Origin of the sequence: Nocardia neocaledoniensis (assembly GCF_003182135.1) — a bacterium.
Classification (GTDB): Bacteria; Actinomycetota; Actinomycetes; order Mycobacteriales; family Mycobacteriaceae; genus Nocardia; species Nocardia neocaledoniensis.
The window spans coordinates 323,684-347,186 of the sequence record NZ_QGTL01000007.1 but is presented as its reverse complement, the minus strand read 5'-3'; the positions used below and the strand labels follow the sequence as shown (position 1 = coordinate 347,186).

The 23,503-nt window shown below is 68.4% G+C and carries 25 protein-coding genes and 1 pseudogene; 8 read left to right on the top strand and 18 right to left on the bottom strand.

Translation table 11 applies throughout. The features are described 5' to 3' along the window. The first annotated feature begins 141 nt into the window (after positions 1 to 141). Positions 142 to 462: a hypothetical protein gene (locus DFR69_RS34115; RefSeq protein ID WP_146229376.1), complete on the top strand. Its 321-nt coding sequence runs from the start codon at positions 142 to 144 to the stop codon at positions 460 to 462. Positions 463 to 494: 32 nt separating this feature from the next. Then, complete coding sequence (locus tag DFR69_RS21045) at positions 495 to 890, top strand: contact-dependent growth inhibition system immunity protein (RefSeq protein ID WP_110039285.1); 396 nt, start codon at positions 495 to 497, stop codon at positions 888 to 890. Positions 891 to 993: 103 nt separating this feature from the next. On the opposite strand, the gene tuf is transcribed toward DFR69_RS21045, so the two are convergent. The 7 genes from tuf to hppD all read right to left on the bottom strand — a co-directional run bounded on the left by tuf (position 994) and on the right by hppD (position 7,925). Further along, entirely contained in the window at positions 994 to 2,184 is a 1,191-nt protein-coding gene (tuf, locus tag DFR69_RS21040; protein ID WP_110039284.1) for an elongation factor Tu, read from the bottom strand. 114 nt (positions 2,185 to 2,298) lie between these two features. After that, the gene (gene fusA / locus DFR69_RS21035; protein WP_110039283.1) at positions 2,299 to 4,401 is read right to left on the bottom strand and encodes an elongation factor G; all 2,103 of its coding nucleotides are present in this window, start codon (positions 4,399 to 4,401) and stop codon (positions 2,299 to 2,301) included. Between the two features lie 150 nt (positions 4,402 to 4,551). Beyond that, positions 4,552 to 5,022: a 30S ribosomal protein S7 gene (gene rpsG, locus DFR69_RS21030; RefSeq protein WP_019049358.1), complete on the bottom strand. Its 471-nt coding sequence runs from the start codon at positions 5,020 to 5,022 to the stop codon at positions 4,552 to 4,554. A gap of 1 nt (position 5,023) precedes the next feature. Then, positions 5,024 to 5,398 carry a 30S ribosomal protein S12 gene (gene rpsL, locus DFR69_RS21025; protein ID WP_019049359.1) on the bottom strand — a complete coding sequence of 125 codons (375 nt, stop codon included), beginning with the start codon at positions 5,396 to 5,398 and terminating at the stop codon, positions 5,024 to 5,026. Between the two features lie 271 nt (positions 5,399 to 5,669). After that, positions 5,670 to 6,224, bottom strand: a complete 555-nt coding sequence (locus DFR69_RS21020) for a DUF3558 domain-containing protein (RefSeq protein ID WP_110039282.1) — start codon at positions 6,222 to 6,224, stop codon at positions 5,670 to 5,672. Then, positions 6,221 to 6,748 (bottom strand): DUF3558 domain-containing protein, encoded by a 528-nt coding sequence (locus DFR69_RS21015; protein WP_110039281.1) that lies wholly within the window; start codon positions 6,746 to 6,748, stop codon positions 6,221 to 6,223. Before DFR69_RS21015 ends, DFR69_RS21020 begins: the two co-directional genes overlap by 4 nt. A 31-nt stretch (positions 6,749 to 6,779) precedes the next feature. After that, entirely contained in the window at positions 6,780 to 7,925 is a 1,146-nt protein-coding gene (gene hppD / locus DFR69_RS21010; RefSeq protein WP_110039280.1) for a 4-hydroxyphenylpyruvate dioxygenase, read from the bottom strand. A gap of 131 nt (positions 7,926 to 8,056) precedes the next feature. Between hppD and DFR69_RS21005 the strand changes: the two genes are divergently transcribed. Then, the gene (locus tag DFR69_RS21005; RefSeq protein ID WP_110039279.1) at positions 8,057 to 8,572 is read left to right on the top strand and encodes an Lrp/AsnC family transcriptional regulator; all 516 of its coding nucleotides are present in this window, start codon (positions 8,057 to 8,059) and stop codon (positions 8,570 to 8,572) included. Between the two features lie 12 nt (positions 8,573 to 8,584). On the opposite strand, the gene DFR69_RS21000 is transcribed toward DFR69_RS21005, so the two are convergent. The 9 genes from DFR69_RS21000 to DFR69_RS20960 form a co-directional block, all read right to left on the bottom strand. Beyond that, positions 8,585 to 9,229, bottom strand: coding sequence for a GntR family transcriptional regulator (locus DFR69_RS21000; protein WP_110039278.1), 645 nt, complete (start codon positions 9,227 to 9,229; stop codon positions 8,585 to 8,587). A 30-nt stretch (positions 9,230 to 9,259) separates the two neighbouring features. Then, a complete protein-coding gene (locus DFR69_RS20995; protein WP_110039277.1) occupies positions 9,260 to 10,252 on the bottom strand; it encodes an isopenicillin N synthase family dioxygenase in 993 nt (330 codons plus the stop codon). A gap of 12 nt (positions 10,253 to 10,264) precedes the next feature. After that, positions 10,265 to 11,434 (bottom strand): ABC transporter substrate-binding protein, encoded by a 1,170-nt coding sequence (locus DFR69_RS20990; RefSeq protein ID WP_110039276.1) that lies wholly within the window; start codon positions 11,432 to 11,434, stop codon positions 10,265 to 10,267. Positions 11,435 to 11,460: 26 nt separating this feature from the next. Further along, positions 11,461 to 12,309: an ABC transporter permease gene (locus DFR69_RS20985; protein WP_110039275.1), complete on the bottom strand. Its 849-nt coding sequence runs from the start codon at positions 12,307 to 12,309 to the stop codon at positions 11,461 to 11,463. Further along, positions 12,309 to 13,094, bottom strand: a complete 786-nt coding sequence (locus DFR69_RS20980) for an ABC transporter ATP-binding protein (RefSeq protein WP_110039274.1) — start codon at positions 13,092 to 13,094, stop codon at positions 12,309 to 12,311. The genes DFR69_RS20985 and DFR69_RS20980 overlap by 1 nt, the downstream gene beginning before the upstream one ends. Before the next feature lie 104 nt (positions 13,095 to 13,198). Further along, complete coding sequence (locus DFR69_RS20975) at positions 13,199 to 14,512, bottom strand: amidohydrolase family protein (RefSeq protein ID WP_110039273.1); 1,314 nt, start codon at positions 14,510 to 14,512, stop codon at positions 13,199 to 13,201. A gap of 126 nt (positions 14,513 to 14,638) precedes the next feature. After that, positions 14,639 to 15,751 carry a winged helix DNA-binding domain-containing protein gene (locus DFR69_RS20970; RefSeq protein WP_110039272.1) on the bottom strand — a complete coding sequence of 371 codons (1,113 nt, stop codon included), beginning with the start codon at positions 15,749 to 15,751 and terminating at the stop codon, positions 14,639 to 14,641. A 73-nt stretch (positions 15,752 to 15,824) separates the two neighbouring features. Further along, positions 15,825 to 16,799 carry an NADPH:quinone oxidoreductase family protein gene (locus DFR69_RS20965; protein ID WP_110039271.1) on the bottom strand — a complete coding sequence of 325 codons (975 nt, stop codon included), beginning with the start codon at positions 16,797 to 16,799 and terminating at the stop codon, positions 15,825 to 15,827. A 56-nt stretch (positions 16,800 to 16,855) separates the two neighbouring features. After that, on the bottom strand, positions 16,856 to 18,589 hold the full coding sequence (locus DFR69_RS20960; RefSeq protein ID WP_110039270.1) for a serine/threonine-protein kinase: 1,734 nt from the start codon (positions 18,587 to 18,589) through the stop codon (positions 16,856 to 16,858). 119 nt (positions 18,590 to 18,708) lie between these two features. Between DFR69_RS20960 and DFR69_RS20955 the strand changes: the two genes are divergently transcribed. After that, the gene (locus DFR69_RS20955; protein ID WP_186817311.1) at positions 18,709 to 19,482 is read left to right on the top strand and encodes an acyl-[acyl-carrier-protein] thioesterase; all 774 of its coding nucleotides are present in this window, start codon (positions 18,709 to 18,711) and stop codon (positions 19,480 to 19,482) included. Positions 19,483 to 19,513: 31 nt separating this feature from the next. On the opposite strand, the gene DFR69_RS20950 is transcribed toward DFR69_RS20955, so the two are convergent. After that, positions 19,514 to 21,181 carry an FAD-dependent oxidoreductase gene (locus tag DFR69_RS20950; RefSeq protein WP_110039268.1) on the bottom strand — a complete coding sequence of 556 codons (1,668 nt, stop codon included), beginning with the start codon at positions 21,179 to 21,181 and terminating at the stop codon, positions 19,514 to 19,516. 157 nt (positions 21,182 to 21,338) lie between these two features. Between DFR69_RS20950 and DFR69_RS20945 the strand changes: the two genes are divergently transcribed. Then, positions 21,339 to 21,830 (top strand): SixA phosphatase family protein, encoded by a 492-nt coding sequence (locus DFR69_RS20945; protein ID WP_110039267.1) that lies wholly within the window; start codon positions 21,339 to 21,341, stop codon positions 21,828 to 21,830. Positions 21,831 to 21,843: 13 nt separating this feature from the next. On the opposite strand, the gene DFR69_RS20940 is transcribed toward DFR69_RS20945, so the two are convergent. Continuing rightward, entirely contained in the window at positions 21,844 to 22,047 is a 204-nt protein-coding gene (locus DFR69_RS20940) for a hypothetical protein (RefSeq protein ID WP_110039266.1), read from the bottom strand. 48 nt (positions 22,048 to 22,095) lie between these two features. Between DFR69_RS20940 and DFR69_RS20935 the strand changes: the two genes are divergently transcribed. The 3 genes and pseudogenes from DFR69_RS20935 to DFR69_RS35705 all read left to right on the top strand — a co-directional run. Then, positions 22,096 to 22,464: a VOC family protein gene (locus DFR69_RS20935; protein ID WP_110039265.1), complete on the top strand. Its 369-nt coding sequence runs from the start codon at positions 22,096 to 22,098 to the stop codon at positions 22,462 to 22,464. 88 nt (positions 22,465 to 22,552) lie between these two features. Beyond that, complete coding sequence (locus tag DFR69_RS20930; RefSeq protein WP_186817310.1) at positions 22,553 to 22,984, top strand: MerR family transcriptional regulator; 432 nt, start codon at positions 22,553 to 22,555, stop codon at positions 22,982 to 22,984. A gap of 47 nt (positions 22,985 to 23,031) precedes the next feature. Continuing rightward, positions 23,032 to 23,493, top strand: a pseudogene (locus DFR69_RS35705) (carboxymuconolactone decarboxylase family protein); the annotation flags it as partial. Positions 23,494 to 23,503: the final 10 nt, after the last annotated feature.

Below are 23,503 nucleotides of genomic sequence, written 5' to 3'. Positions count from 1 at the left end.
CGAACCCCTGCACAACACCCACGCCGCCTCCGATCCACCCGAACATCTACCCCGCGAACGCTACCCACCCCACATCATCAACGCGATGACCTCCAAGGTCATGGCCCGCATCACCCGGTTCGGTGTCAGAGGTGGATCAACATGATGGCACCAATGCCCTCCCCGCAGGCTACCGACCAACCGCAATATCAATCGCCGACGGTTGCCGCGTTGGCTACCTTCGGTCACGTGATCTATCCAGGTTGGGATTCGATGTCGCGAGTGGCACTGCTGGCGAACGTAGCGCACGAGAGTTGGATGCAGGATTGGCCGATCGAGGTCGCCGATCCAGAACGACTGGGTGAGTTTCTTGATCTCCTGAATGCGAAGAAGGCAGATTGGGAGCTGAGCTTCTGGCTGCTGGATCTGGTGCTCGAGTCGGCGAACGACCGGATACCCGAACAAACCGATCCGCTGACGTGAATGACAACGTGAGCGGAAGAGCAACGCGATCGGTGCAGGACATCGAGGGTGACATCTGGCCGGCCGCCTCTCCGAAGGACACCTACCTGGTTCAGACCGTCCACCGGCTGCGGCAGGTGCCGATCGTGGAGCTGGGTATCGAAGACCTGCGAATCCTGTTGTCGCAGAACGTGGGAGCAGCGGCGATCCTGCCTCGCGCGCTCGATCAATTGGAGGCGGATCCGCTTGCCGCCGGTCACTTCTCTCCGGGTGCCCTGTTGTGTGCGGTGCTCAGGCTTCCTCAGGACCGATGGTCCGGCTCCGGCGAAATGACGGACCAGGTGCGGGGCATTGCCCGGCGAGCGGATGCGCTCGTCGTGGAACTGGAAGGCGCACAGGTGCCAGAGCTGCGCGGCTTGGTCCGGAAGTTTCTGTCCGACCATCCCTAGCTCGATCCGGGTCGATCGCACTGACCTGCCGTAGACCCCGGAAACGCCGAACGGCGCCGCTCCCGGAGGAGCGACGCCGTTGCGGTGTCAGGGATTCAGGGAATCACTTGACGATCTTGGTGACGCGACCGGCGCCGACGGTGCGGCCACCCTCACGGATCGCGAAACGCAGGCCCTCGTCCATGGCGACCGGCTGGATCAGCTTGACGGACATCTCGGTGTTGTCACCGGGCATGACCATCTCGGTGCCCTCGGGCAGGGTCACAACGCCCGTCACGTCAGTCGTACGGAAGTAGAACTGCGGACGGTAGTTGTTGAAGAACGGGGTGTGGCGGCCGCCCTCGTCCTTCGACAGGATGTACGCCTGGCCCTCGAACTCGGTGTGCGGGGTGGTGGTGCCCGGCTTCACGACGACCTGGCCACGCTCGACATCTTCGCGCTTGATGCCACGAACCAGCAGACCGACGTTGTCGCCCGCCTGGCCCTGGTCGAGCAGCTTGCGGAACATCTCGATACCGGTGACCGTGGTCTTGGTCTTGTCCGGACGGATGCCGACGATCTCGACTTCCTCGTTCACGTTGATGATGCCGCGCTCGACGCGACCGGTGACGACGGTGCCACGACCGGTGATCGTGAAGACGTCCTCGACCGGCATCAGGAAGGGGAGCTCGGTCTCACGGACCGGGTCCGGGATCGACTCGTCGACGGCGGCCATGAGCTCGAGGACCGACTCGGCCCACTTCTCGTCGCCCTCGAGGGCCTTCAGGCCGGAGACGCGCACGACGGGGGCATCCTCGTCGAACTCCTGCGAGGCCAGCAGCTCGCGGACCTCCATCTCGACGAGCTCGAGGATCTCCTCGTCGTCGACCATGTCCGACTTGTTCAGCGCGACCAGGATGTAGGGCACGCCGACCTGACGGGCGAGCAGCACGTGCTCACGGGTCTGCGGCATCGGGCCGTCGGTGGCGGCGACCACGAGGATGGCGCCGTCCATCTGGGCCGCACCGGTGATCATGTTCTTGATGTAGTCGGCGTGACCCGGGGCGTCGACGTGCGCGTAGTGACGCTTCTCGGTCTGGTACTCGACGTGGGAGATGTTGATCGTGATACCACGAGCCTTCTCCTCCGGCGCCTTGTCGATCTGGTCGAAAGCGAAGCTCTCGTTCAGGTCCGGGTACTTGTCGGCCAGCACCTTGGTGATAGCAGCCGTCAGCGTGGTCTTGCCATGGTCGACGTGACCGATGGTGCCGATGTTGACGTGGGGCTTCGTCCGCTCGAACTTCGCCTTCGCCACTGTGGTCCTCCTGGACTAGTTAGTGCGTGCTTTTTTGCAGCAGTGCGGTTATTAAGGGGGGTCGTGCTGACGCCCGGTTGCCGGGGCCAAGCGTACTTGGCCCCCGCAAGCGAATTACTCGCCGGTCGCCTTGGCGATGATCTCCTTGGACACGTTGGCCGGAACCTCAGCGTAGGAGTCGAACACCATGGAGTAGTTCGCGCGACCCTGGGTCTTCGACCGCAGGTCACCGATGTAGCCGAACATCTCCGAGAGCGGAACCAGCGCCTTGACGACACGGGCACCACTGCGTTCCTCCATGGCCTGGATCTGGCCACGGCGGGAGTTCAGGTCGCCGATCACGTCGCCCATGTAATCCTCGGGCGTGATGACCTCGACCGCCATGAGCGGCTCGAGGATCACCGGACCGGCCTTGCGGGCCGCTTCCTTGAGGGCCTGCGAGCCCGCGATCTTGAAGGCCATTTCCGACGAGTCGACGTCGTGGTACGCGCCGTCGAGCAGGATGACCTTCATGTTCACCAGCGGGTAGCCGGCGAGCACGCCGTACTGCATGGCGTCCTGGGCACCGGCGTCGACCGACGGGATGTACTCACGGGGCACACGACCGCCGGAGACCTTGTTCTCGAACTCGTAGTGCGCACCGTCTTCGCCGACGAAGGGCTCGACCGCGATGATGACCTTCGCGAACTGGCCGGAGCCACCCGTCTGCTTCTTGTGCGTGAACTCGAGCTTCTCGACCGGCTTGGTGATCGTCTCGCGGTAGGCCACCTGCGGCTTACCGACGTTCGCCTCGACCTTGAACTCGCGCTTCATACGATCCACGAGGATGTCGAGGTGGAGCTCGCCCATGCCGCCGATGACGGTCTGGCCGGTCTCCGCGTCGAGCTTGACCGAGAACGTCGGATCCTCGCGCGCCAGCTTCTGGATCGCGGTGCCGAGCTTCTCCTGGTCGGACTTGGTCTTGGGCTCGATCGAGACCTCGATGACCGGGTCCGGGAAGGTCATCGACTCGAGGACGACCTGGTTCTGCGGGTCGCAGAGGGTGTCACCGGTGGTGGTGTCCTTCAGGCCGATGACCGCGTAGATGTGGCCCGCGGTGACCTCGGGAACCGGGTTCTCCTTGTTGGAGTGCATCTGGAACAGCTTGCCCAGACGCTCCTTCTTGCCCTTGGTCGAGTTGACGACCTGGGCACCGGAGGCCACCGAACCCGAGTACACGCGGATGTAGGTGAGCTCACCGAAGAACGGGTGCACGGCGATCTTGAACGCCAGCGCCGAGAACGGCGCGTCGATGCTCGGCTGACGAGTGATGATCTCGTCTTCCTTGCCGGGCACGTGGCCCTCGACGTTCTCCACGTCCAGCGGGGACGGCAGGTAGTCGACGACGGCGTCGAGCATGGGCTGCACGCCCTTGTTCTTGAACGCCGAACCACACAGCACGGGGTAGAGCTCCGAGGCGACGGTCATCTTGCGGATGCCGGCCTTGATCTCCTCGATCGTGAGCTCTTCGCCACCGAAGAACTTCTCCAGCAGCGCCTCGTCCGACTCGGCGACGGTCTCGACCAGTTCCTGGCGGTACTGCTCGGCCTTCTCCTTGAGGTCGGCCGGGATCTCCTGGACCTCGTACTTCTCGCCCAGCTTGGTCTCGCCGGTCCACACCTTGGCGTTCATCTCGACCAGGTCGACGATGCCCTCGAAGGTGTCCTCCGCGCCGATCGGCAGCTGGATGACCAGCGGCTTCGCGCCGAGGCGGTCCTTGATGGTCTGCACGGTGAAGTAGAAGTCCGCGCCGAGCTTGTCCATCTTGTTCACGAAACAGATGCGCGGCACGTCGTACTTGTCGGCCTGACGCCACACCTGCTCGGACTGGGGCTCGACGCCCTCCTTGCCGTCGAAGACGGCGACGGCGCCGTCGAGCACGCGGAGCGAACGCTCCACCTCGACGGTGAAGTCCACGTGACCCGGGGTGTCGATGATGTTGATCTGGTTCTGGTTCCAGAAGCAGGTCACGGCGGCGGAGGTGATGGTGATACCACGCTCCTGCTCCTGCTCCATCCAGTCGGTGGTCGACGCGCCGTCGTGCGTCTCACCGATCTTGTAGTTGACACCCGTGTAGAAGAGGATGCGTTCGGTGGTGGTGGTCTTGCCCGCATCGATGTGGGCCATGATGCCGATGTTGCGGACCTTGTTCAGGTCGGTGAGCACGTCCTGTGCCACGGAAATCTTCCCCGCTCGTTAGCTAGTTGGGATTCTCGGGAACGACCCTGGTTCGGGTCGTCACAATGTCAACGCCGGGGGCGGCACCGAAGTGCCGCGTCCCGACTGAAAGCCTTCCGGCGCCGACACTAGCGACGGGCCGGGCGGCAATCACCAGCGGTAGTGCGCGAAGGCCCGGTTCGACTCGGCCATCTTGTGGGTGTCCTCGCGACGCTTCACCGAAGCGCCGAGGCCGTTGCTGGCGTCGAGGAGTTCGTTGGCGAGACGCTCGACCATGGTCTTCTCGCGACGGGCGCGGGAGTAGCTGACCAGCCAGCGCAGCGCCAGGGTGTTGGCGCGGCCCGGACGGACCTCGACCGGCACCTGGTAGGTGGCGCCACCGACGCGGCGGGGCTTCACCTCGAGGGCGGGCTTGACGTTGTCCAGCGCGCGCTTGAGGGTGACGACCGGATCGGTGCCGGTCTTCTCACGCGCCTGCTCGAGGGCACCGTAGACGATGCGCTCGGCGGTGGACTTCTTACCGTCCAGCAGGATCTTGTTGACCAGCTGAGTGACCAGCGGCGACCCGTAGACCGGGTCGTTGATCAGCGGACGCTTGGGTGCGGGGCCCTTGCGTGGCATATCAGCTCTTCTCCTTCTTGGCGCCGTAGCGGCTGCGAGCCTGCTTGCGGTTCTTCACACCCTGGGTGTCCAGCGAGCCACGGATGATCTTGTAGCGCACACCCGGGAGGTCCTTCACACGACCGCCACGCACGAGCACCATCGAGTGCTCCTGCAGGTTGTGGCCCTCACCGGGGATGTAAGCCGTGACCTCGACCGCGCTGGTCAGGCGAACACGCGCGACCTTACGGAGCGCGGAGTTCGGCTTCTTCGGGGTCGTGGTGTACACGCGAGTGCACACGCCACGACGCTGCGGGCTCCCCTTCAGGGCCGCGGTCTTGGTCTTGGAGACCTTGTCGCGGCGACCCTTGCGGACCAGCTGGTTGATGGTTGGCATAGACCGGCTTTCCTTATCGGTTATTGCGGCTGTCGGAACGTGTCTTCAGTTCATCGAGCTTTCACTCGCACGTCCGACCGTGTTTCGCTTGACCCGCGGTCGGGCGTGTCGCGCGCAGCTCAGGGCCCTTTTTCCGGGCACGCTGGAACGTACCGGCCGCTCTCGCTGGCCTACGTTCACGCACGAACTTGCCCGTAGCAATCCGGGCACAGCGATCCACGATACGCGCCCGCCCGAACCGGGGTCAAAGCGGGGTCGTGCGTCAAGGCTTCTACCGGGCCAGATCCAGGGTCAGCTCCACCAGTTTCTGGGCGCCGGCGCACGGGTCGGGGTGTGCCGAGCCGGGCCGGTAGTTGATCCACCAGCCGACGACGCCGACATCGGCCGCGGGCGCGGTGACGCCGCAGGAGTCGTTGTCGCCCGGCCTGCGCACCTGCAGGGCCCTGCGGCCCTGCACCGTGATGTCGCCGGTGAGGTAGCCCAACTTGTCGTTGGTCGCCTTCTCGTTGTTCAGCGTACCCATCTCGTACCAGTTCAGGGTGGCCATGGCCCCGCCGCCGGGGGCGTCCTCGATGTCCCACATGCACACCGCGCCGCTGAAGGAGGTGTTGACGTAGGTGGCGTTGCCGATGATCTCGCCGATCTTGTCGGTGGCGACCACATCGCATTCGCGCAGCAGCTTGTCGAAGTCGGTGTTGATCGACTCACCGCCGCCGCCGCTGCCCAGCGGCTGCGCGTTGCCCTGCACCTTCTCGCCGCACCCGGCCAGCGTCGCGGTGAGCAGCAGCGCCGCCGAAGCCGCGACCACGATCCGGCGCGCGCTCATCCGAGCCGCCCCACGGTGAGTTCGGCCAGCTTCCTGGTCTTCTCGCACGGATTGCCGCCGGTGGCGAACAGGCCGGTGGAGATCGACCATTCGAAGAAGTCGTCGTCGAGCTGCACGGCGAAATCGCACACCGTGCCCTCAGGATCGAGCGCCTCGAAGCCGGGCTTGCCGCCGACGTCGATGGTCTGCGGGTTGCGGCCGACGCTGGACACCCAGGCCTTCTCCCGCTCGATCGGGCTGCCCCGATAGGAGGCGAACGTCACGCTGGGCGAGGACAATCCGGCCGCCTGCCAGTTGCAGCCGGTGGCGTTCTTGTAGACCCGCGAGATCTGCCCGAGCCCGGCCAGGGTGCGCACCTCGTCGTCGGTGACGTGGCCGCACTCGCCGACGAACGGCCCCAGCGAGGCGACCTTCGGTGGTGGTTTGCCCGGTCCGGTCGGCGTATCGGAGTCGCCCCCCGATCCGCACGACGTCAGCATGACGACCAGGGCCATGCCGGTGATGATCGCCGAGGGGATCCGCATGCCATGAACTCTAATCGCATGCGGGCCGGCGCTACAGGTTCCCGCGGGCCTCCTGTTCCCGTTCGATCGCCTGGAAAAGCGCTTTGAAATTGCCTTTTCCGAAGCCGAGTGAGCCGTGTCGCTCGATGAGTTCGAAGAAGACGGTGGGACGGTCGCCGATGGGACGGGTGAAGATCTGCAGCAGATAGCCGTCCTCGTCGCGGTCGACCAGGATGCCGCGTCGCTGCAACTCCCCCACCGGGACCCGGACGTGCCCGATCCGGGCGCGCAGTTCGGGGTCCTCGTAGTAGGTGTCGGGGGTCGCCAGGAATTCGACGCCCTCGGCGCGCAGCGCGTCGACGGTGGCGAGGATGTCGCCGGTGGCGAGGGCGATGTGCTGGACGCCGGGGCCGCGATAGAACTCGAGATACTCGTCGATCTGAGAACGCTTGCGGCTCACGGCCGGTTCGTTGAGCGGGAACTTGACCCGGTGGTTGCCGTTGGCGACGACCTTGCTCATCAGCGCGGAGTACTCGGTGGCGATGTCGTCGCCGACGAACTCGGCCATGTTCGTGAATCCCATGACGTCGCGGTAGAAGTCGACCCAGCGGTCCATCATGCCGAGCTCGACATTGCCGACCACGTGGTCGATCGCCTGGAACAGCCGCCCGCCGCGCTGCTCGCGGGTGGAGGTGCGCGGGACGTAGCCCGGCAGATACGGCCCGTGATAGCCGGAGCGGTCGACCAGCGTGTGTCTGGTCTCGCCGTAGGTGGCCAGCGACGCGGAGCGGACGGTGCCGAATTCGTCTGTCGCGTCGTGCGGTTCGACGAGGATGCGCGCGCCGTGCTCGCGGGCCCAGGCGACGCAGCGGTCGACGTCGGGCACCTCGAGCGCGATGTCGACGACGCCGTCGCCGTGGCGGTCGTGATGGGCGACGAGCGGGCTGTCCGGGTCGACGGCGCCCTGGACGACGAACCGTGCCGACCCGCTGCGCAGCACGAACGCCTTGTGGTCACGGTTGCCGGTCTCGGGGCCGGAGTACGCCTCGAGCCGCATCCCGAACGCGGACTGCAGGTAGTGCGCGCACTGGGTCGCGTTGCCGACGACCCACACCAGCGCGTCCCACCCGATCACCGGAAACGGATCGACACTGTCGTCGTGCTCGATGAGCCCGACGAGCTGCTGCTCAATGGTCATGACCTAGGAAATCCCGCGATCACGCAGCTGGGCAACTACGCCATCGAACCCTGGGCAAGCTGACACGAGAAGCCACCGGAAACGGCTCGATGGTGGACAATTTGAATAGCACCCGAGCAGGAGGTCTTCCGATGCGCACGCCCGCGAAACTGGACGAACTCGATCTGGCGATCCTGTCCGCGATGCACGAGTACCAGAAGGCCGGAATCCTCGAGCTCTCGCGCCGCACGAAGGTCGCGCGGGCCACCGTGCAGGCGCGGATCAACCGGATGGAGGAGTCGGGGGTGATCGCCTCCTACGACCCGCAGATCGACGTCACCGCGGCCGGTTTCGATGTGCAGGCCTTCGTGACGCTCGAGATCGCGCAGGGTGCGCTGGACACGGTCAGCGCCGAGCTCGAGGCCATCCCCGGTGTGCTCGAGGCCTACGCGACGACCGGGTCGGGCGACGTGCTGTGCCGGATCGGGGCCGACTCGCACGCCGGCCTGCAGGCGGTGCTGCTCAGCATCGACCGGACCGGCTCGGTGGTGCGCTCGCACAGCGTGATCGTGCTGTCGACGGTGATCGCCCGGCGCACGATGCCGCTGCTGCACACACTCACCCCGGCGGGCACCGCGAAGGCGCCCGCCTATCGCGACCAGCGCTGAGAAGCCCGCCGATCAGGCCCGATCGAGCCGGGTCAGCAGACCGTGGACGTGCGCCTCGGCGGCGGCACGGGCCGACTCGGCGTGCCCCGATTCCAGTGCCTCCACGATGCGGCGGTGCTCGCGCAGGGCGACGCGGCGGTTGCGGGCCGAGCACCACAGGTCACCGCGGTAGAGGTGGGCCTTGGCCTCGAGCCGGGCCAGTTCCTCGCTCAGGCAGCTGTTGCCGGAGGCGTCGCGCAGGAAGGTGTGGAATTCCAGGTCGAGCTGGGCGTCGCGGGCCGCGTCGGTGGCGTCGTCGAGGTTGGCCTCCTGGGCGGCGATGATGCTCGCGAGCTTGTCCAGATCGGCCTCGGTGAGGCGGGTGGCCGCCGCCGCGGCGGCGAGCCCGTCGAGGACGGCGCGGACCGCGAGCACCTCGCGGATCTGCGCGTCGTCGACCGCGGCGACCTTCGCCCCGGCGTGCGGCGCGCTCACCGCCAGGCCCTCGTAGATCAGCTGCTGCACCGCCTCACGGACGGGACTGCGGCTGACCCCCAGCTGGGTCGCCAGCGCGGGCACGCTGAGCGGTCTGCCGGGGGCCAGCTCGCCGGCGAGGACCATCTGCCGGATCTGCCGATGGACGGATCGGCCGAGCAGCGCGGAGCTCTCGTCGGTCATCACGATGGTCCTTTCCGGGTGCTGTCCCGATTATCCCTTGGGCTGATAGTTCGCCTGCACACGCTGCGTGAGGAAGTCGGCGGCGGTGACGGGCGGATATTTGCCTGCCGGGCCCTGGATGATCGCGTCGCGGTCGGCCTGGGCGAAGTAGGCGATGCTGTAGCGCTCGCCCTGGTATTCGCCCTCGCCCGGGCTGCGGACGCGGTGGAAGTTCGACGGCAGCAGGTCGTCGCTCCAGCGGGTGAGCATGTCGCCGATGTTGCAGGTGATCAGGCTCGACGAGGGGGTGATGGAGGTCCACTCCTGCTCGGCCATCTCCTTGCCGGGGCACACCTGCAGCCCGCCCTGACCGTCGCGCTGGAACAGCAGGGTCAGGCAGTCGAAGTCGGTGTGCGCGCCCGCCCGCCACCGGCCCGGCACGCCACGCAGCTCCTCGGGCACGGCGAAGTAGTGCAGCAGCCGCAGCGTGCTCTGGTAGTCCGGGGAGGCGGGATCGTGTGCGGCGGTGAAGTGTTCGCGCGGCAGGCCGAGACGGTCGGCGAAGCAGGACAGCACCCGCATCGCCACCGCCCAGGCGCGGGACTCGAAATCGAGGACGCGGGAACGGAATCCGGCCAGTTCGTCCTCGCTGGGCCAGAGCTCGGCCATGTGCGGCCGGGTGACCTGGTAGGACTCCTTCTGATCCGGCACGCCGATGGACGGGCGCACCTGGCTCAGGCTCTCCCACCCCGCGTTGTTCTTCTTGACCAGCGGGTATCGGCCCTTCACGGCCTCGGGGAGCGCGAAGAAATCGGCGGTGGCGCCGAACATTCCGTCGATCAGGTCCTGCGGGATGCCGTGGCCGGAGAGCTGGAAGAAGCCGATCTCGGTGGCCGCGTCCCAGAGTTGCTCGGTGATCTCGGCGCGCCGGTCGTCGAAGTCGGTGAGGTCGATGACGCGGATCTCCCGGGCGTCGGTCTCCTTGCCGAGCCCGCCCATCGCCTTCTCGCGCGAGACCTCGGAGAGGTCGTAACTGGTGGTCATTGGTGTGACTCCTTATCCGGTGACGGAGATGCTGGGGTCGAGGAATTCCTTGGTGACCAGGTCCTTCGCGGTGAGTCCCGCGGGCACGTCCGCGCCGCCGGTGCGCAGGATGGGTCCGAATTCGTCGATGATGCGCTGGACGCGGGCCTCGTCGAAACTGCCGAGGACGCCGTCGGTGTCGTTGCCGATCAGGCCGCCGTCGATCAGGGCCTTGGAACCGAACGCGGCCAGTTCGGGGCTGTAGGGACTCAGCTTGGGATTCTGTTCGACCACGTCGACGACGACGTCGTTGACGTGCGCGGGGTCGGCCCGGAACCGGGCCGTGGCCTGCTGGATCATCGGCACCAGCTTCTGCAGGCAGGGCCGCAGTTCGGCGAGCTTGTCGGCGCGCACGTTCACCGTGCGGGCGTAGCCCTCGTAGCCGACGTCCTTGAGCAACTGGTAGGCGACGGGCTTGTTCCAGGCCCGCACCTCGTGCTCGTAGGTGTAGGGCTCGGCATTGGCGAAACCCTGCTGCGCGAAGGACGGATCGGTGACGAACCGCGAGGGCGAATTGTCGTAGGACGCGTCGATCTGGTCCTGCTTCACCAGCCCGCGGGCCACCAGCCAGTTCGGGTACAGCTGGCCCTTGGACACCACGATCGGCTTCCCCGACCTGCCGATGTCGGCGATGTCCTGCCAGCCGGGGTTGGTCTTCGGGTCCCACATCAGCATCTGCGGGCTGTTGCGCAGCAGCGTGGTCACCGCGACGATCGGCTGCTGACCGGCGGCCGCGATGGCGTGCTCGGAGTGCGCGAGCCCGAGGGTGATGCTCTGGTCGACATACATCTGCGAGGGCACGGTCTGGAAGCCGATGGCCGGACCGCCGGCCCGGATCTCGAGCTCGACGCCGGTGTCCTTGCCGTCGGCGACGAGCGGTCCGGTGATCTTGTTGTTGTCGGCGTCGACCCGGTAGCCGGGGCCGAGCAGGCCGAAGATGGGCCCGGAATCGGTCTCCGGCGCCCACTGCAACTGGACCACCACGGTGGCCGGGCAGGCGCCGGCGAGCTGCTGCTCGGCCGGGGCCGGTTCGAGGGCGACGGCGGGGCCTTCGTCGATGTCGCCGGAACAGGCCGACGCGGTCGCGACCAGCGCGATGGCCAGTGTCGCGAGGCGGAGGCGGCGCGCGGGAAATGACTTCATGGTTGATCCTCTTGTGCGGGTGACGGCTAGTGCGCGGAGTTGTGCCAGCGACCGACGCTGACCTTCTGCACCACGGTGAAGACGGTGAACACGAGCACGCCGAACAGCGCGGCCAGCAGCAGCGCGCCGATCAGGTCCTCCGATTGCAAGCGGGCCCGGTAGGTGTCGAGCAGGGTGCCGATGCCCGGTTTGCCCTGCGCGAAGAACATGTCGCCGATGATCGCGCCGGTGACGGAAAGCCCGGCGGCGGTGCGCAATCCGGTCAGTGTCGACGGGAGCGCGGCGGGCAGCTGCAGCGACCACAGCCTGCGCAGCCGTCCCGCGCGACCGAGTGTGAACAGTTCCTGGAGGTTGGCGTCGACGGATTTGATGCCGAACAGCGTCATCGCGATGATCGGGTGGATGGCGATCAGCACGCACACCGTGGTGCGCGCGGCGAAGCCGTAGCCGAGCCACAGACCGATCAGCGGCACCACCGCCAGCACCGGAATAGCTTGCAGCACCACGGCATACGGGTAGACGACCTTTTCGATCGGCTTGGCCTGGCTCATCAGCACCGCGATGGCGACGCCGAGGACGGCCGAGATCAGCAGGCCGGTGATCGCGACCCTGGCCGTCACCGCCAGCGCCTCGCCCATCACCGCGAGCTTGGCGGGGTCGGCCAGCGATTCGCGGAACACCACGTGCGGTGGCGGCAGCAGGAACCGGCGGCTCTCGCTGAGCAGCAGCATCGACACCGCGTACCAGGCGCCGAGCGCCAGCGTGATCGAGACAGCGGGCGCGACAAGCGATTTCCCGATCGCGCGGATCGATGCCGTCGGCAGCTTCGGGCGCGCGGCGGCGGGGGTGGCGGCACGGGCCGCGATACTGACCATCAGGCAGCCTCTTTCAGCGAGCGCGAGACGCGCGAGACGAGGGCGGTGAAGGCGGGCTGGAAGCGCAGCTCCCGGTCCCGCGGGTAGGGCAGGTCGACGTCGATCACCTCGTGGACACGGCCGGGCCTGGCCGACATCACCACCACGCGGGCGGCGAGGAACACGGCCTCGGAGACCGAGTGGGTGATGAACAGCGCGGTGAAGGCGTTGTCGCGGTAGAGCCGCAGCAGTTCCTCCTGCATGTTCAGCCTGGTCATCTCGTCGAGCGCGCCGAAGGGCTCGTCGAGCAGCATCAGCCGCGGTTCCAGTGCGAGCGCTCTGGCCAGCGACACCCGCATGCGCATGCCGCCGGAGAGCTGGTGCGGCAGCTTGTTCGCGAAGTCGGCCAGCCCGACGGCCTCGATCGCCCTGGCGACCCGCTCGCGGCGCACCGACCTGTCGATGCCGGCGAGTTCGGCCGAGAGTTCGACATTGCGGCGCACCTTGCGCCAGGGCAGCAGGGTGGCCTCCTGGAAGATGAAGCCGATCGAATCGGTCTTCACCGCGACCGATCCGGCGCTCACCGGTTCCAGGCCCGCGGCCAGGCGCAGCAGCGTCGACTTGCCGCAGCCGGAGGGTCCGACCACCGCGACGAATTCGCCTTCGCGCAGATCGAGGTCGATCTCGGTCAGCGCGAGCGTGCCCTGGTCGCCGCCGAAGCGCTTGCTGACACCGGCGAAGGAGACCTCCAGGCCGGAGAGCAGCGTCCTCGCGTCGGCGTCGTTCACCGTGCCGTAGAGCGTCACCGTGATTCACCTTCTCTGCGATATTGCGTGCAACCTTTGGTCGACATCAGTCTGACTTCACCGAATTACATGCAATGTGTGGTTCGTTTCTGGCGTATTAACAATCAGCGCATGCGAATCAGGCGCTGCGTGAGGTCGTCGGCGTCGACGCGGGTGCTGCGGCCGTCGCGGAGGACGGCCTCACCGTCGACCCACACCGTGTCGATCACGCGCGGCGAGGCCGCGGTGAGCAGGGTGGCGCCGGGGTCGAGGACCGGCAGGCAGGCGAAGTCGCGATCGAAGCGGACCAGGGTGAGGTCGGCGCGATCGCCGACGGCGATGCCGGTGTGGGTGGGGCCGCCGACCGCTCGGCCCGCCGCGCCGGTCGCCATCCGCAGCATCTGGTGGGCGTCGAGCAGATCGGCCCGCCGGTGTGCCGCACGCTGCAGGAACGCGCCGAGGCGCAGGGCGAGCAGCATGTCCTGGGTGTCGTTGCTCGCGGCGCCGTCGACGCCGAGGGTGACGTCGATGCCCGCGGCCAGCATCTGCGGCACGGGCGCGACGCCGCTGCCGAGCCGCATGTTGGACACCGGGTTGTAGGACACCGTCACGCCGCGCTCGGCGAGGACCGCGCGTCCCGCGGCGTCGAGGTTGACGCAGTGCACGGCCAGCGTGCGGTCCCAGAGGAAGCCGCTCGCGTCGAGGTAGTCGACGGCGCCGGTGCCCGCGTGCAACCGGCACATGTCCTCGTCGGTGGTGGTCTCCAGCAGGTGGATCGACACCATCTTGCCGGTGGCCCCGGCGTATTCGCGGGCGGCGGCCATGCCGTCGGGAGTGAGGCAGCGCGGGTTGGGCACGGCCAGTGCCGTGGTGATCCGGGTGCCGACCAACTGCTTGTCCAGGGCGTCGACGTGCGCCAGCGCCTCGTCGAGTGGTTGCAGCAGGCGCGGGTCCAGGCCCCACTTGCGGGTGCTGTCGGCGCGATCGGCGATGCCGCGGCCGAGCACCACCCGGATGCCGAGTTCGTCGAGGGCCCGGATCATGGCCTGATGGATCTCGTCGGAGGGGTTGGGCCACAGGTGCTCCACGACCGTGGTCACGCCGCTGCGCAACAACTCCAGGCCACCCGCCAGCGCCGAGAGGTAGGTCTGTTCGGGAGTCGCGGCGACGGTGTGTTCGCCGACGCAGCGCAACCATTCGAGCAGCGGCAGGCCCTCGCCGACGCCACGCAGGACCGCCTGCTGCAGGTGGGTGTGGGTGTTGACGAAGCCGGGGAGCAGGTAGCCGGAGCCGCCGTCGAAGCGGGGCAGGTCGGCGTGTTCGGGCCCGGCCGCCAGCGCGACGACCACACCGTCGCGGACGACGACTTCGCCGGAGGCCCAGCCCTGTTCGGTGTAGACGGTGACGTCGGTGACGACGACGGACGCGGAAGAACCCATGCGCGCACCTCTCTCGGATGCGGCTGGTTCGCCCGCCGGTCTCAGCGGTGCACGTCGTCCGTTGCAGCCATGAACGTCGTGGGGAAGACCTTAGGAACCGAGTGTTGCCCCGACGTTAAAGCCGTGTCACGGCCGGACGTCCGCGCCGGGTTCCAGGATCTCGACCGCCGGCGCCGATTCGGGTTCGAGGAAGGCCAGCAGGGCGGCGGCCTCCGATTCCACCTGCGCGGCTTCGGTTCTCGACCATTTCCTGGTCGGGCTGATCCGCAGGCGCGCGGTGCCCGACTTCACGAAGACCTTGTACATGCCGGCCAGGAAACCGTCGATGAGCACCGGCGACACCCACGAGGCGAAGGCACGCATCGGCGGTGCGGTGTCGTCGCCGGTGATCCGCGCGCGGTCCTGATGCGACAGCAGCGCGTTGTCGTACCAGCCGAGCAACCGCACGGGCGCGGGCTGCTCGGGGTCGGCGAGTTCGAGGTCGGCCGCGTCGTAGAGGGTGCGCCCGCGCTCGTCGGTGTAGGTGCGGACGCGGTCGCCCAGCTCGGCCACGGCCTGCTTCATCGCGGGCAAACGCGACCAGGTCTGCATGTCCATGGTGGTGGCGGGCCCGAAGGCGCGCAGATAGCGCAGGATCAGTTCCGCCACCGGATAGCCGGGGTCGAGCGGCGCGCCGAGCCACGGCTGCACCCGGGACCAGACCGGCTTGCTGCTGTCGCGCCAGCGGCCGCGCGGCGGAGTCTGCAGGACCGGCAGCTGGTACAGCCAGGTCTGGACGACCACGCCCGCGTCGCGATCCGGGTAGAGCCGGGCGGCCTCGGCGCGCAGCGCGGCCGCGGACATCGGCTCGTCACCGAGCACCGCTTCGCCGTGCGCGCGGACCTCGTCGAGGTCGAGCCCGACCATGGCCCCGTAGTTGAAACCCTTGCGCGCGGGCACTTTCTCCAGCTCCGGCTGGATGAGCGGTGCGATGCGCAGCGCGTCGGGCGGGGTGACGAGGTGAATGGTGCCGCGCATCAGGGTGATCCGGACCAGCGAGCGGTCCTCCAGACCAGCCGACACCGCCGCCGGATCGAAATCCTGGATGCGACTCCACAACCCGACGAACGGCGGCGGCACGTCCTGGGCCTGCAGGCCGATCAGGTGCTCGCACATCCGCGGCACGCTCAGCGTCGAGCGTTCGAGCAGATGCTGGCGCGCGAGCAGCGTTCGGTTCAGCACCCTGTTCGACAGTGGCATGCGGCTCCTCCCCTTGGCGTGCTGGACGATACCGACTGCCTCCGACACACCCGTGCCGTGCCGGGTTCCCTGGTCAGCGCAGCTGCACGACGACCTTGCCGGTCGCGGTCCGGTTGTCCAGCGCCGCAACCGCTTCGGCGGTCCGCTCCAACGGGTACAGCACGGGCTCCGGCGCCGGGATGGCGCCCGAGGCCAGCAGCGGCTCGACCTCGGCCCACTGTTCGGCGAGGTAGGTCGGGTGGCTCATCACCCATTCGCCCCAGGCCGCGCCGACGACCTCGACGTTCTTGAGCAGCAGCCGGTTCACCTTGACCGTCGGGATCTCGCCCGCGGTGAAACCGACGACCAGCAACCTGCCGCCACCGGCCAGCGAGCGGACGCTGTCGGTGAAGCGGTCGCCGCCGACCGGATCGAGCACGATGTCGACGCCACGACCCCCGGTGAGCTCCTTGACCGCGGCCAGCCAGCCGTCGGCGAGCACCACGTCGGTGGCGCCGTTGGCCTTGGCCACCTGGGCCTTGGCCTCGGTACTCACCACCGCGATCACCCGGCCCGCGCCCAGCGCCTTCGCCATGCGCAGGGTCGAGGTGCCGATGCCGCCCGCGGCGCCGTGCACCAGCACCGTCTCGCCCTGGGCGAGCCGGCCGCGCTTGGTGAGGCAGAAGTGGACGGTGAGGTCGTTGAACAGGATTCCCGCGCCCGCCTCGAGCGAGACGTTGTCGGGCAGCTTGAACACGGCGTGCTCGGGCGAGACGGTCACCTCGGCCACGGCATTGCCGAGCATGGTGAGCGCGGCGACCCGGTCGCCCGGGCGCAGCGGCGAGCCCTCCGGCGCGCTGCGCACCACACCGGCGACCTCCCCGCCGACGACGAACGGCAGCGCCGGCTTCATCTGGTAGAGGCCGCGGGTCATCAGCACATCGGGGAAGGCGATGCCCGCCGCGTGCACGTCGATGAGGACGCCGCCCTGGTAGGCCGCCGGTTCCGGCAGGTCGACGATCTCGATCGCGGACGGTCCGTCCAACGTGGCGACCTGTGCTGCGCGCATTCCTGACACCTCTTCTTCGTGGCACCTGACACCGCGAACATATCCCGGTGGACAGCTCAGCGGTAGGCGAATTCGGTCACCGGCTCGCTCGCGAGCACCTCACCGTCCTTGGTGATCACCAGCCCGGTGGCGGTGAGCAGGTAGCGGGTGCCGTCGGTGGGGTTGGTCGCGGTGAAGCCACCGTTGCCGGTCGGCACCGGATCGTCGAGTTCCAGCCCGAGTCCGTCACTGGCCCTGGCGCCCTTGTAGTAGTAGCGGCCGGCGCCGGTGTGGCAGATGACCACCTTCGAACCGGTGGTGCGGGCGATCGACATCGCGGCGTCGTTGTCGTTGCAGCGCGGGCCGGACAGGAAGCCCTGGCCGTCGGCGCCGGAGACGCTCGACTGCAGCGGCGGCACGGTTGTCGTGGCGGGCGGCGGCTCGTACGGGGTGGTCGGCACGTCCTGGCTGACCGTGTCGATCACCGGCGGCGGGAGGGTGGCCCCGACCGTCGACGTGGGACCGGCGACGGTCTGCTTGTCGTCCGCGACGTCGAGCATCACCCACACCGCGACGCCGACCGCGGCGACCACGATCAGCGCGCCCAGTGCGCCGGCCAGCAGCGGGGTGGACGTATTGCGTTGCGGCGGAAGGGGTAACGGTGCGGACGGGTGGGTGTATCCGCTGGGCGCTGGTTGTCGCACCGTGGCCGACGGGTAGGCGGGACCGGGCGCGGGTTGCCGCATGGTGGCCGATGGGTGCGCGGGTCGCTCGGCCGGCGTCGGTTGCCGCACGGTGGCGGACGGATGCGAAGGGCCGGTGGTCGGCTGCCCGTGCTGCCCTGCCCCGGTGCGGTCGACCAGGATCTGGGGCCCCGAAACGGTCGGCGGCGGAGGCACTTCCGACCAGTGCGGCTGCGCGGTCGCCGGGGTGACGGGCCCCGGCACCCGCGGGCCGGGCACCGTCGAGGGCGCCGAGCGCTCGGTCTGCACGAGCGCGGCCCTGGCGGCGCGGCCGAGATCGCCCGGGGTCGCGTAGCGCTCCCCCGGCCGCTTGGCCATCCCGCGATCGATCACCGCGTCGAAGGCCGACAGCGCGGGGTCGACGGCGCTCGGGCGCGGCGGCGGCGCCATCTGATGCGAGCCGATCGCCCCTGCGAGACTGTTCACCGGGTACGGGACCCGCCCGACCAGGCTTTCGTAGAGCACGCAGGTCAGCGCGTAGGTGTCGACCGCGCCGGTCAGCGGGGCCTCGTCGAAGCGTTCCGGCGCCATGTAGGCCATCGAGCCGACGGCGCTGCCGGTGCTGGTGAGCGCGGGGTCGGTGGGGGTGTGCGCGATCCCGAAATCCACCAGGTAAGCGAACAGGTTGCTGGTGAGCAGGATGTTGGCCGGCTTCACGTCGCGGTGCACGAGGCCGGTCTCGTGCGCGGCGTCGAGCGCGGCGGCGATCTGCTCGATCACCTGGACTGCTTCACCGGGGGTGAGCCTGCCGTGCCGCTGCAGCCGGTCCTTGAGGTCGGTGCCCTTGACCAGACGCATGTCGATGTAGAGCACGCCGTCGATCTCGCCCCAGTCGTGCACGGGGATCACATGCGGTTCCTGCACGCTCGCCATCGCCTGGGATTCGCGGCGGAATCGCTGCACGAAGACCGGGTCGGCGGCCAGTTCCCGATTGAGCACCTTCACCGCGACAACGCGATTCTTGGAGGTGTCGTAGGCCTCGTAGACCTCCCCCATTCCGCCGACTCCGAGAAGTCCACGCATTTCATAGCGGCCGAACATCGAGCCCGCCATCGCCCCGGCGACCATTCCTGCAGGCTACCGGGAGCGGGTAGGTCTGTCATGGTGTGATCCACGACCCGTAAAGTCGTCTGCAGAACTACGCAAGAAGTCGCGGCGCGCCCCGGTGCGCCGCGCAAGGAGCACAAGTGTCACTCGATCAGCCACTGGCCCCGCTTCCCCAGGAGGGCATGGGCTTCGCCGCGGCGTGGCCCGTCCGGGCTGGCGACGTGGATCCGTATCACCGGCTGCGCTTCGACGCCGTGGCGCGCTACCTGCAAGACATCTCCTGGGACGAACTGCACCAGACCGAACTGCATCGCACCGACCCCACCTGGATCGTGCGACGCACGGTCATCGACGTCATCCGGCCGATCACCTGGCCCGATCAGGTGCACCTGCGGCGCTGGTGCGCGAGCATGTCGACCCGCTGGACGAACATGCGCACGCGGATCAGCAGCGACGGCGGCGGCCTCATCGAGACCGAGGGTTTCTGGATCAACCTCAGCGAGTCGAGCAACCTGCCCGCCCGGATCTCCGACGAGGGCCTGGCCTACCTGGCCAGATCCACCGACGAGCACCGGCTGCGCTGGCGGCCCTACCTCACCGATCCGGCCCCGCGCGAATCCGACACCGACCTGCCCTTCCCGGTGCGCGCGACCGACATCGACCAGTACAACCACGTCAACCACACCTGCTACTGGCAGGCCGTCGAGCAGTTCCTGGTCGACTACCCGAAGCTGGTCGCGGGACCGCACCGCGCGGTGATCGAGTACGTGGCGCCGGTGCTGGCGCGCGAGCACATCACGGTGCGCGCGCGGCACGAGCCGGGTGACCGGACCGGGCGCCCGGTGCTGCGGCTGTGGTTCGTGGTCGGCGGGATCACGACGACGGTCGTCAAGATCATGCCGCTTCCGGAGTAGCCCCGGCCCGTCACCGGACCGGGGCCGTCGGCTAGCCCTTGGCCGCTTTGAGCAGGTCGGCGCGGGTGGTGAACTTGACGCGCGGCCTGCCCGCCGCCTTGCCCGCGGTCTTCTCGGCCTGGTCGATGGTCTTCCAGCCCTTGCGGTCGACCAGATCGGGCTGACGCTGGGCCAGCAGCGCCTGCAGCGCGGCGCGGTCGCCGGTGGGCGCGGTCAGCTTGCCCGCGATGAAGTCGGCGATCAGCGCCTCCACCGTCTCCTCGGCGTCGACCCGGTTGGAGCCGATCACGCCGCGCGGACCGCGCTTGATCCAGCCCGAGACGTACACGCCCGGCACCGGCTCGGTCGCGTCGATGACGCGGCCGTGCTCGCTGGGCACGGTGCCGCGCCGCTCGTCGAACGGCAGGCCGGGCACGGGAACGCCGCGGTAGCCGATCGAGCGCAACACCAGGCCGGTCGCGAGGGTCTCGGTGCGGTCGGTGGCGGTGGCCACCAGCTGCCCGTTCTCCTCGGAGAGTTCGTTGTGCGCGAACTCGACGGCGGTGACGTGGTCGTCGCCGTGCACCGCGGTCGGCGTGGCCAGGTAGCGGAAGACGATCCGCTTGTGCGCCGGGTCGTGCGCGGCGGTCGAGTACTCCTCGGCGAGGGTGTACTTCAGCCGCAGCGACGGCTCGATGTTCGGGTCGTCGAGCAGCGCCCTGCTGTGCGGGTCGAGCTCGAGATCGGCCGCGTCGACGACCACGTCGACGTTCTTCAGATGCGTGAGGGCCAGGAACTCCGGGGTGCTGTAGGCCGCCTGCAGCGGGCCGCGCCTGCCCAGGATCACGACCTCGCGGATGTTGCTGCGGCGCAGGGCGTCCAGCGCGTGGTCGGCGATATCGGTCTTGGCCAGCTCGTCGGGGTCGACGGTGAGCACGCGGGCCACGTCGAGCGCGACGTTGCCGTTGCCGACGATCACCGCGCGCTCCCCCGACAGGTCGAACTCGCGGTCGGCGAAATCGGGGTGGCCGTTGTACCAGGCCACGAACTCGGTGGCCGAGTGGCTGCCGGGCAGGTCCTCGCCGGGCACGCCGAGCTTGCGGTCGCTGGAGGCTCCGACGGCATAGATCACCGCGTGGTGGTGGTCGAGGAGTTCCTGATGGTCGATGTGCTGGCCCACCTCGACGTTCAGGTAGTACTGCAGCGTGTCGCGGCGGAAGGCCGAGTCGAACATGTTGGCCACGTTCTTGGTGCCCGCGTGGTCGGGCGCGACGCCGGCCCGGACCAGACCCCACGGGGTCGGCAGGCGGTCGAACATCTCGACCTCCACGTCGCTGCGCCGCAGCAACTCGTCGGCGGCGTAGCAGGCGGCGGGCCCGGCGCCGACGATGGCGACGCGCAGCGTGCCCAGATCCTTGGGCGGGCGCGTCGGCGTGGCCAGCGGGTCGAAGTTCGACTCCAGCGGGTGGCGCTGGAAGTAGGCGGCGTTGATCTCGCGGTACCTGGCCAGCGAGGCGAGCAGATCGTCCTCGGAGAAGATCGCGTCCACCGGGCAGGCATCGACACAGGCGCCGCAGTCGATGCAGGTGTCTGGGTCGATGTACAGCATTTCCGCGGTCGCGAACTCCGGCTGGTCCGGGGTCGGGCGGATGCAGTCGACCGGGCACTCGGTGACGCAGCTGGCGTCGTTGCAACAACGCTGCGTGATGACGTAGGCCATAGTGTGCAGATCCTCGAAATGTGTGTGTCGGTGGCTCGAGACGTCGGCCGAGCGGGTCCGCGGCGGGTGTGCCACGAACACATCTACGGTGACGCAGCTTTCAGTGTGCCTCGAGTGTGACCGCCAACTCACCGGCGGTCGGGATTACCGTGGTTCCATGGCGTCGACCCTCATCCTCATGCGTCACGGAAAATCGGCCTATCCCGACGGCGTGGGTGATCACGCCCGGCCGTTGGCGCCCCGTGGACACCGCGAAGCCGCGCTGGCGGGCGACTGGCTGCGCGCCACCCAGCCCGCCGTCGACGCCGTCCGCTGCTCGACCGCGACGCGCACCAGGCAGACCCTGGCCGCGACGGGGATCGACGCGCCGGTGGAGTTCACCGACGACATCTACGAGGCGAACCCGCACACGCTCATCGAGCTGATCCAGCTCACCGACGACGCGATCGGCACGTTGCTCGTGGTCGGGCACGTCCCCGGAATCCCGTGGACCGCTTGGGAACTGGCGGCCAACCGGGAGTCCGATCAGGCCACCGAGCTGAGCCGCAAGTTCCCCACCTCGGCGCTGGCCGTGCTCGCGTTCGACCGGCCGTGGGCGCGGATCGACCCGGGTACGGGCGAACTGACGCATTTCCACGTCCCCCGATGAACTCGTCGGCGGCCTACTTCAACAGCTTGCCGCCGATGACGATGCCGACCCCGAGCAGTACCAGCAGGACGAAGGCGACGAAACCGTTCGTCAGCCACCAGACCACGCCGAGTACCAGCACCACCGGCGCCACCGCGATCGCGGTGATCACCGGGCTCTCCTTGACCGTCTCCCAGGCCGAGCGCGCCCTGATCCGGTCGATGTCCTTACCAGCCATGTGATCCACACTACGTTTCTGTCGGTCCCCGGTGCCATGCTTGTGCGCATGGACTGGAAAATCGAACTCGTCGCCATCCCGGTCACCGATGTCGACCGGGCCAAGGACTTCTACACGAGCATCGGCTTCAACGCCGACCACGACCACACCCCGAGCCCGGACATCCGCTTCGTCCAGCTCACCCCGCCGGGTTCGGGCTGCTCGATCTGCATCGGCCGCGGCTTGACCAGTGCCGCGCCGGGCAGTGTCGAGGGCATGCAGATGGTGGTCCCCAGCGCCCAGCAGGCCTACGAGCAGCTCGTGGCCGCCGGGGTGGAGGCCAGCCCGGTCCAGGACATGGGCTGGGGCCTGTTCACCTTCTTCAAGGACCCCGACGGCAACCAGTGGGCCGTCCAGGAGTTGCCGAAGTACAACTGACGGCGCTCGTCCCGCGACAATGGGTCTTGCTTGGAGTGCACTCCAGGTGGCTAGCGTCGGTGGGGTTCCACGAGAGGGGACGAGCACGATGGATCACGACACGGCTCTGCTGACCGACAGCACAGACGACGAGCGGTCGCGCCCGCGGTACTCGATCGGCGAAGTGGCCGAGCGCTCCGGGCTCAGCCGCGACACCCTGCGCTGGTACGAGCGGATCGGCCTGATGGGCTACATCGGCCGCGACCACACCGGCAACCGCCGCTTCACCGATCGCGACCTGGAGTGGCTGACGCTGATCACCCGGCTGCGGATGACCGGCATGCCGGTGGCCGACATGATCCGCTACGCCGAACTGGTCAGGGCCGGGGAACACACCTATCCGGCCCGGCTGGAGATGTTCCGGCAGACCAGGTCCGACGTGCTCGACAAGATCGCGGAACTCCAGCAGACCGTGGCCGTCCTCGACTACAAGATCGCCATCTACGAGGGCCGATCCGACGCCGGGCGACCGGCCACATGAGCACCGTCGCGCCACTGCCCCGTGGCGCCCGGAGCTAGCATCACAGGGTGAGCGAGCAGCGCGAGCGGGTGTGGGTCGACAAGCAGAGTCCGGCGATTTTCAAGGCGATGAGCGCGACGGCGGCCGAGATCCGCGCCGCCGCCGCGGCCGCGGGGATAGATCGGCGGTTGATCGAACTGATCAATCTGCGGGTCTCGCAGATCAACGGCTGCCCCTACTGCCTCGACGTGCACGAGCGCGCGGGGACAGGCGCCGGGCTGACCGCACAGGAGATCGCGGTGCTGCCCTCCTGGCGGCGCGGCGGCCCGTACTCTGCGGCCGAGCGGGCCGCGCTGGGGCTGGCCGAGGCGGTCACCACGCTGCCCGACGAGGAAGCGACCGATCGGGAATACGCGATCGCGCGCGAGCATTGGTCCGAGGAACAGATCTCGGTGATCATCTGGATCGCCATCGCGATCGGCGCGTTCAACCGCGTGTCGATCCTGAGCGCGCACCCGGTTCGGGTGCGGAAGGAGCGCA

What these genes read in the sequence shown, in the direction of transcription:
- DFR69_RS20965 (WP_110039271.1), bottom strand. Translation starts at nt 16,799, where the DNA reads ATGCGCGCAGCACAGGTCGCCACGTTGGACGGACCGTCCGCGATCGAG.
- rpsL (WP_019049359.1), bottom strand. Translation starts at nt 5,398, where the DNA reads ATGCCAACCATCAACCAGCTGGTCCGCAAGGGTCGCCGCGACAAGGTC.
- DFR69_RS21020 (WP_110039282.1), bottom strand. Translation starts at nt 6,224, where the DNA reads ATGAGCGCGCGCCGGATCGTGGTCGCGGCTTCGGCGGCGCTGCTGCTC.
- DFR69_RS20970 (WP_110039272.1), bottom strand. Translation starts at nt 15,751, where the DNA reads ATGCCACTGTCGAACAGGGTGCTGAACCGAACGCTGCTCGCGCGCCAG.
- hppD (WP_110039280.1), bottom strand. Translation starts at nt 7,925, where the DNA reads ATGACCATTGAGCAGCAGCTCGTCGGGCTCATCGAGCACGACGACAGT.
- DFR69_RS20960 (WP_110039270.1), bottom strand. Translation starts at nt 18,589, where the DNA reads ATGGTCGCCGGGGCGATGGCGGGCTCGATGTTCGGCCGCTATGAAATG.
- DFR69_RS20950 (WP_110039268.1), bottom strand. Translation starts at nt 21,181, where the DNA reads ATGGCCTACGTCATCACGCAGCGTTGTTGCAACGACGCCAGCTGCGTC.
- DFR69_RS20930 (WP_186817310.1), top strand. Translation starts at nt 22,553, where the DNA reads ATGGATCACGACACGGCTCTGCTGACCGACAGCACAGACGACGAGCGG.
- DFR69_RS20985 (WP_110039275.1), bottom strand. Translation starts at nt 12,309, where the DNA reads ATGGTCAGTATCGCGGCCCGTGCCGCCACCCCCGCCGCCGCGCGCCCG.
- DFR69_RS20990 (WP_110039276.1), bottom strand. Translation starts at nt 11,434, where the DNA reads ATGAAGTCATTTCCCGCGCGCCGCCTCCGCCTCGCGACACTGGCCATC.
- DFR69_RS20940 (WP_110039266.1), bottom strand. Translation starts at nt 22,047, where the DNA reads ATGGCTGGTAAGGACATCGACCGGATCAGGGCGCGCTCGGCCTGGGAG.
- DFR69_RS20975 (WP_110039273.1), bottom strand. Translation starts at nt 14,512, where the DNA reads ATGGGTTCTTCCGCGTCCGTCGTCGTCACCGACGTCACCGTCTACACC.
- DFR69_RS21015 (WP_110039281.1), bottom strand. Translation starts at nt 6,748, where the DNA reads ATGCGGATCCCCTCGGCGATCATCACCGGCATGGCCCTGGTCGTCATG.
- DFR69_RS20995 (WP_110039277.1), bottom strand. Translation starts at nt 10,252, where the DNA reads ATGACCACCAGTTACGACCTCTCCGAGGTCTCGCGCGAGAAGGCGATG.
- DFR69_RS21000 (WP_110039278.1), bottom strand. Translation starts at nt 9,229, where the DNA reads ATGACCGACGAGAGCTCCGCGCTGCTCGGCCGATCCGTCCATCGGCAG.
- DFR69_RS20945 (WP_110039267.1), top strand. Translation starts at nt 21,339, where the DNA reads ATGGCGTCGACCCTCATCCTCATGCGTCACGGAAAATCGGCCTATCCC.
- DFR69_RS34115 (WP_146229376.1), top strand. Translation starts at nt 142, where the DNA reads ATGATGGCACCAATGCCCTCCCCGCAGGCTACCGACCAACCGCAATAT.
- DFR69_RS20935 (WP_110039265.1), top strand. Translation starts at nt 22,096, where the DNA reads ATGGACTGGAAAATCGAACTCGTCGCCATCCCGGTCACCGATGTCGAC.
- DFR69_RS21005 (WP_110039279.1), top strand. Translation starts at nt 8,057, where the DNA reads ATGCGCACGCCCGCGAAACTGGACGAACTCGATCTGGCGATCCTGTCC.
- rpsG (WP_019049358.1), bottom strand. Translation starts at nt 5,022, where the DNA reads ATGCCACGCAAGGGCCCCGCACCCAAGCGTCCGCTGATCAACGACCCG.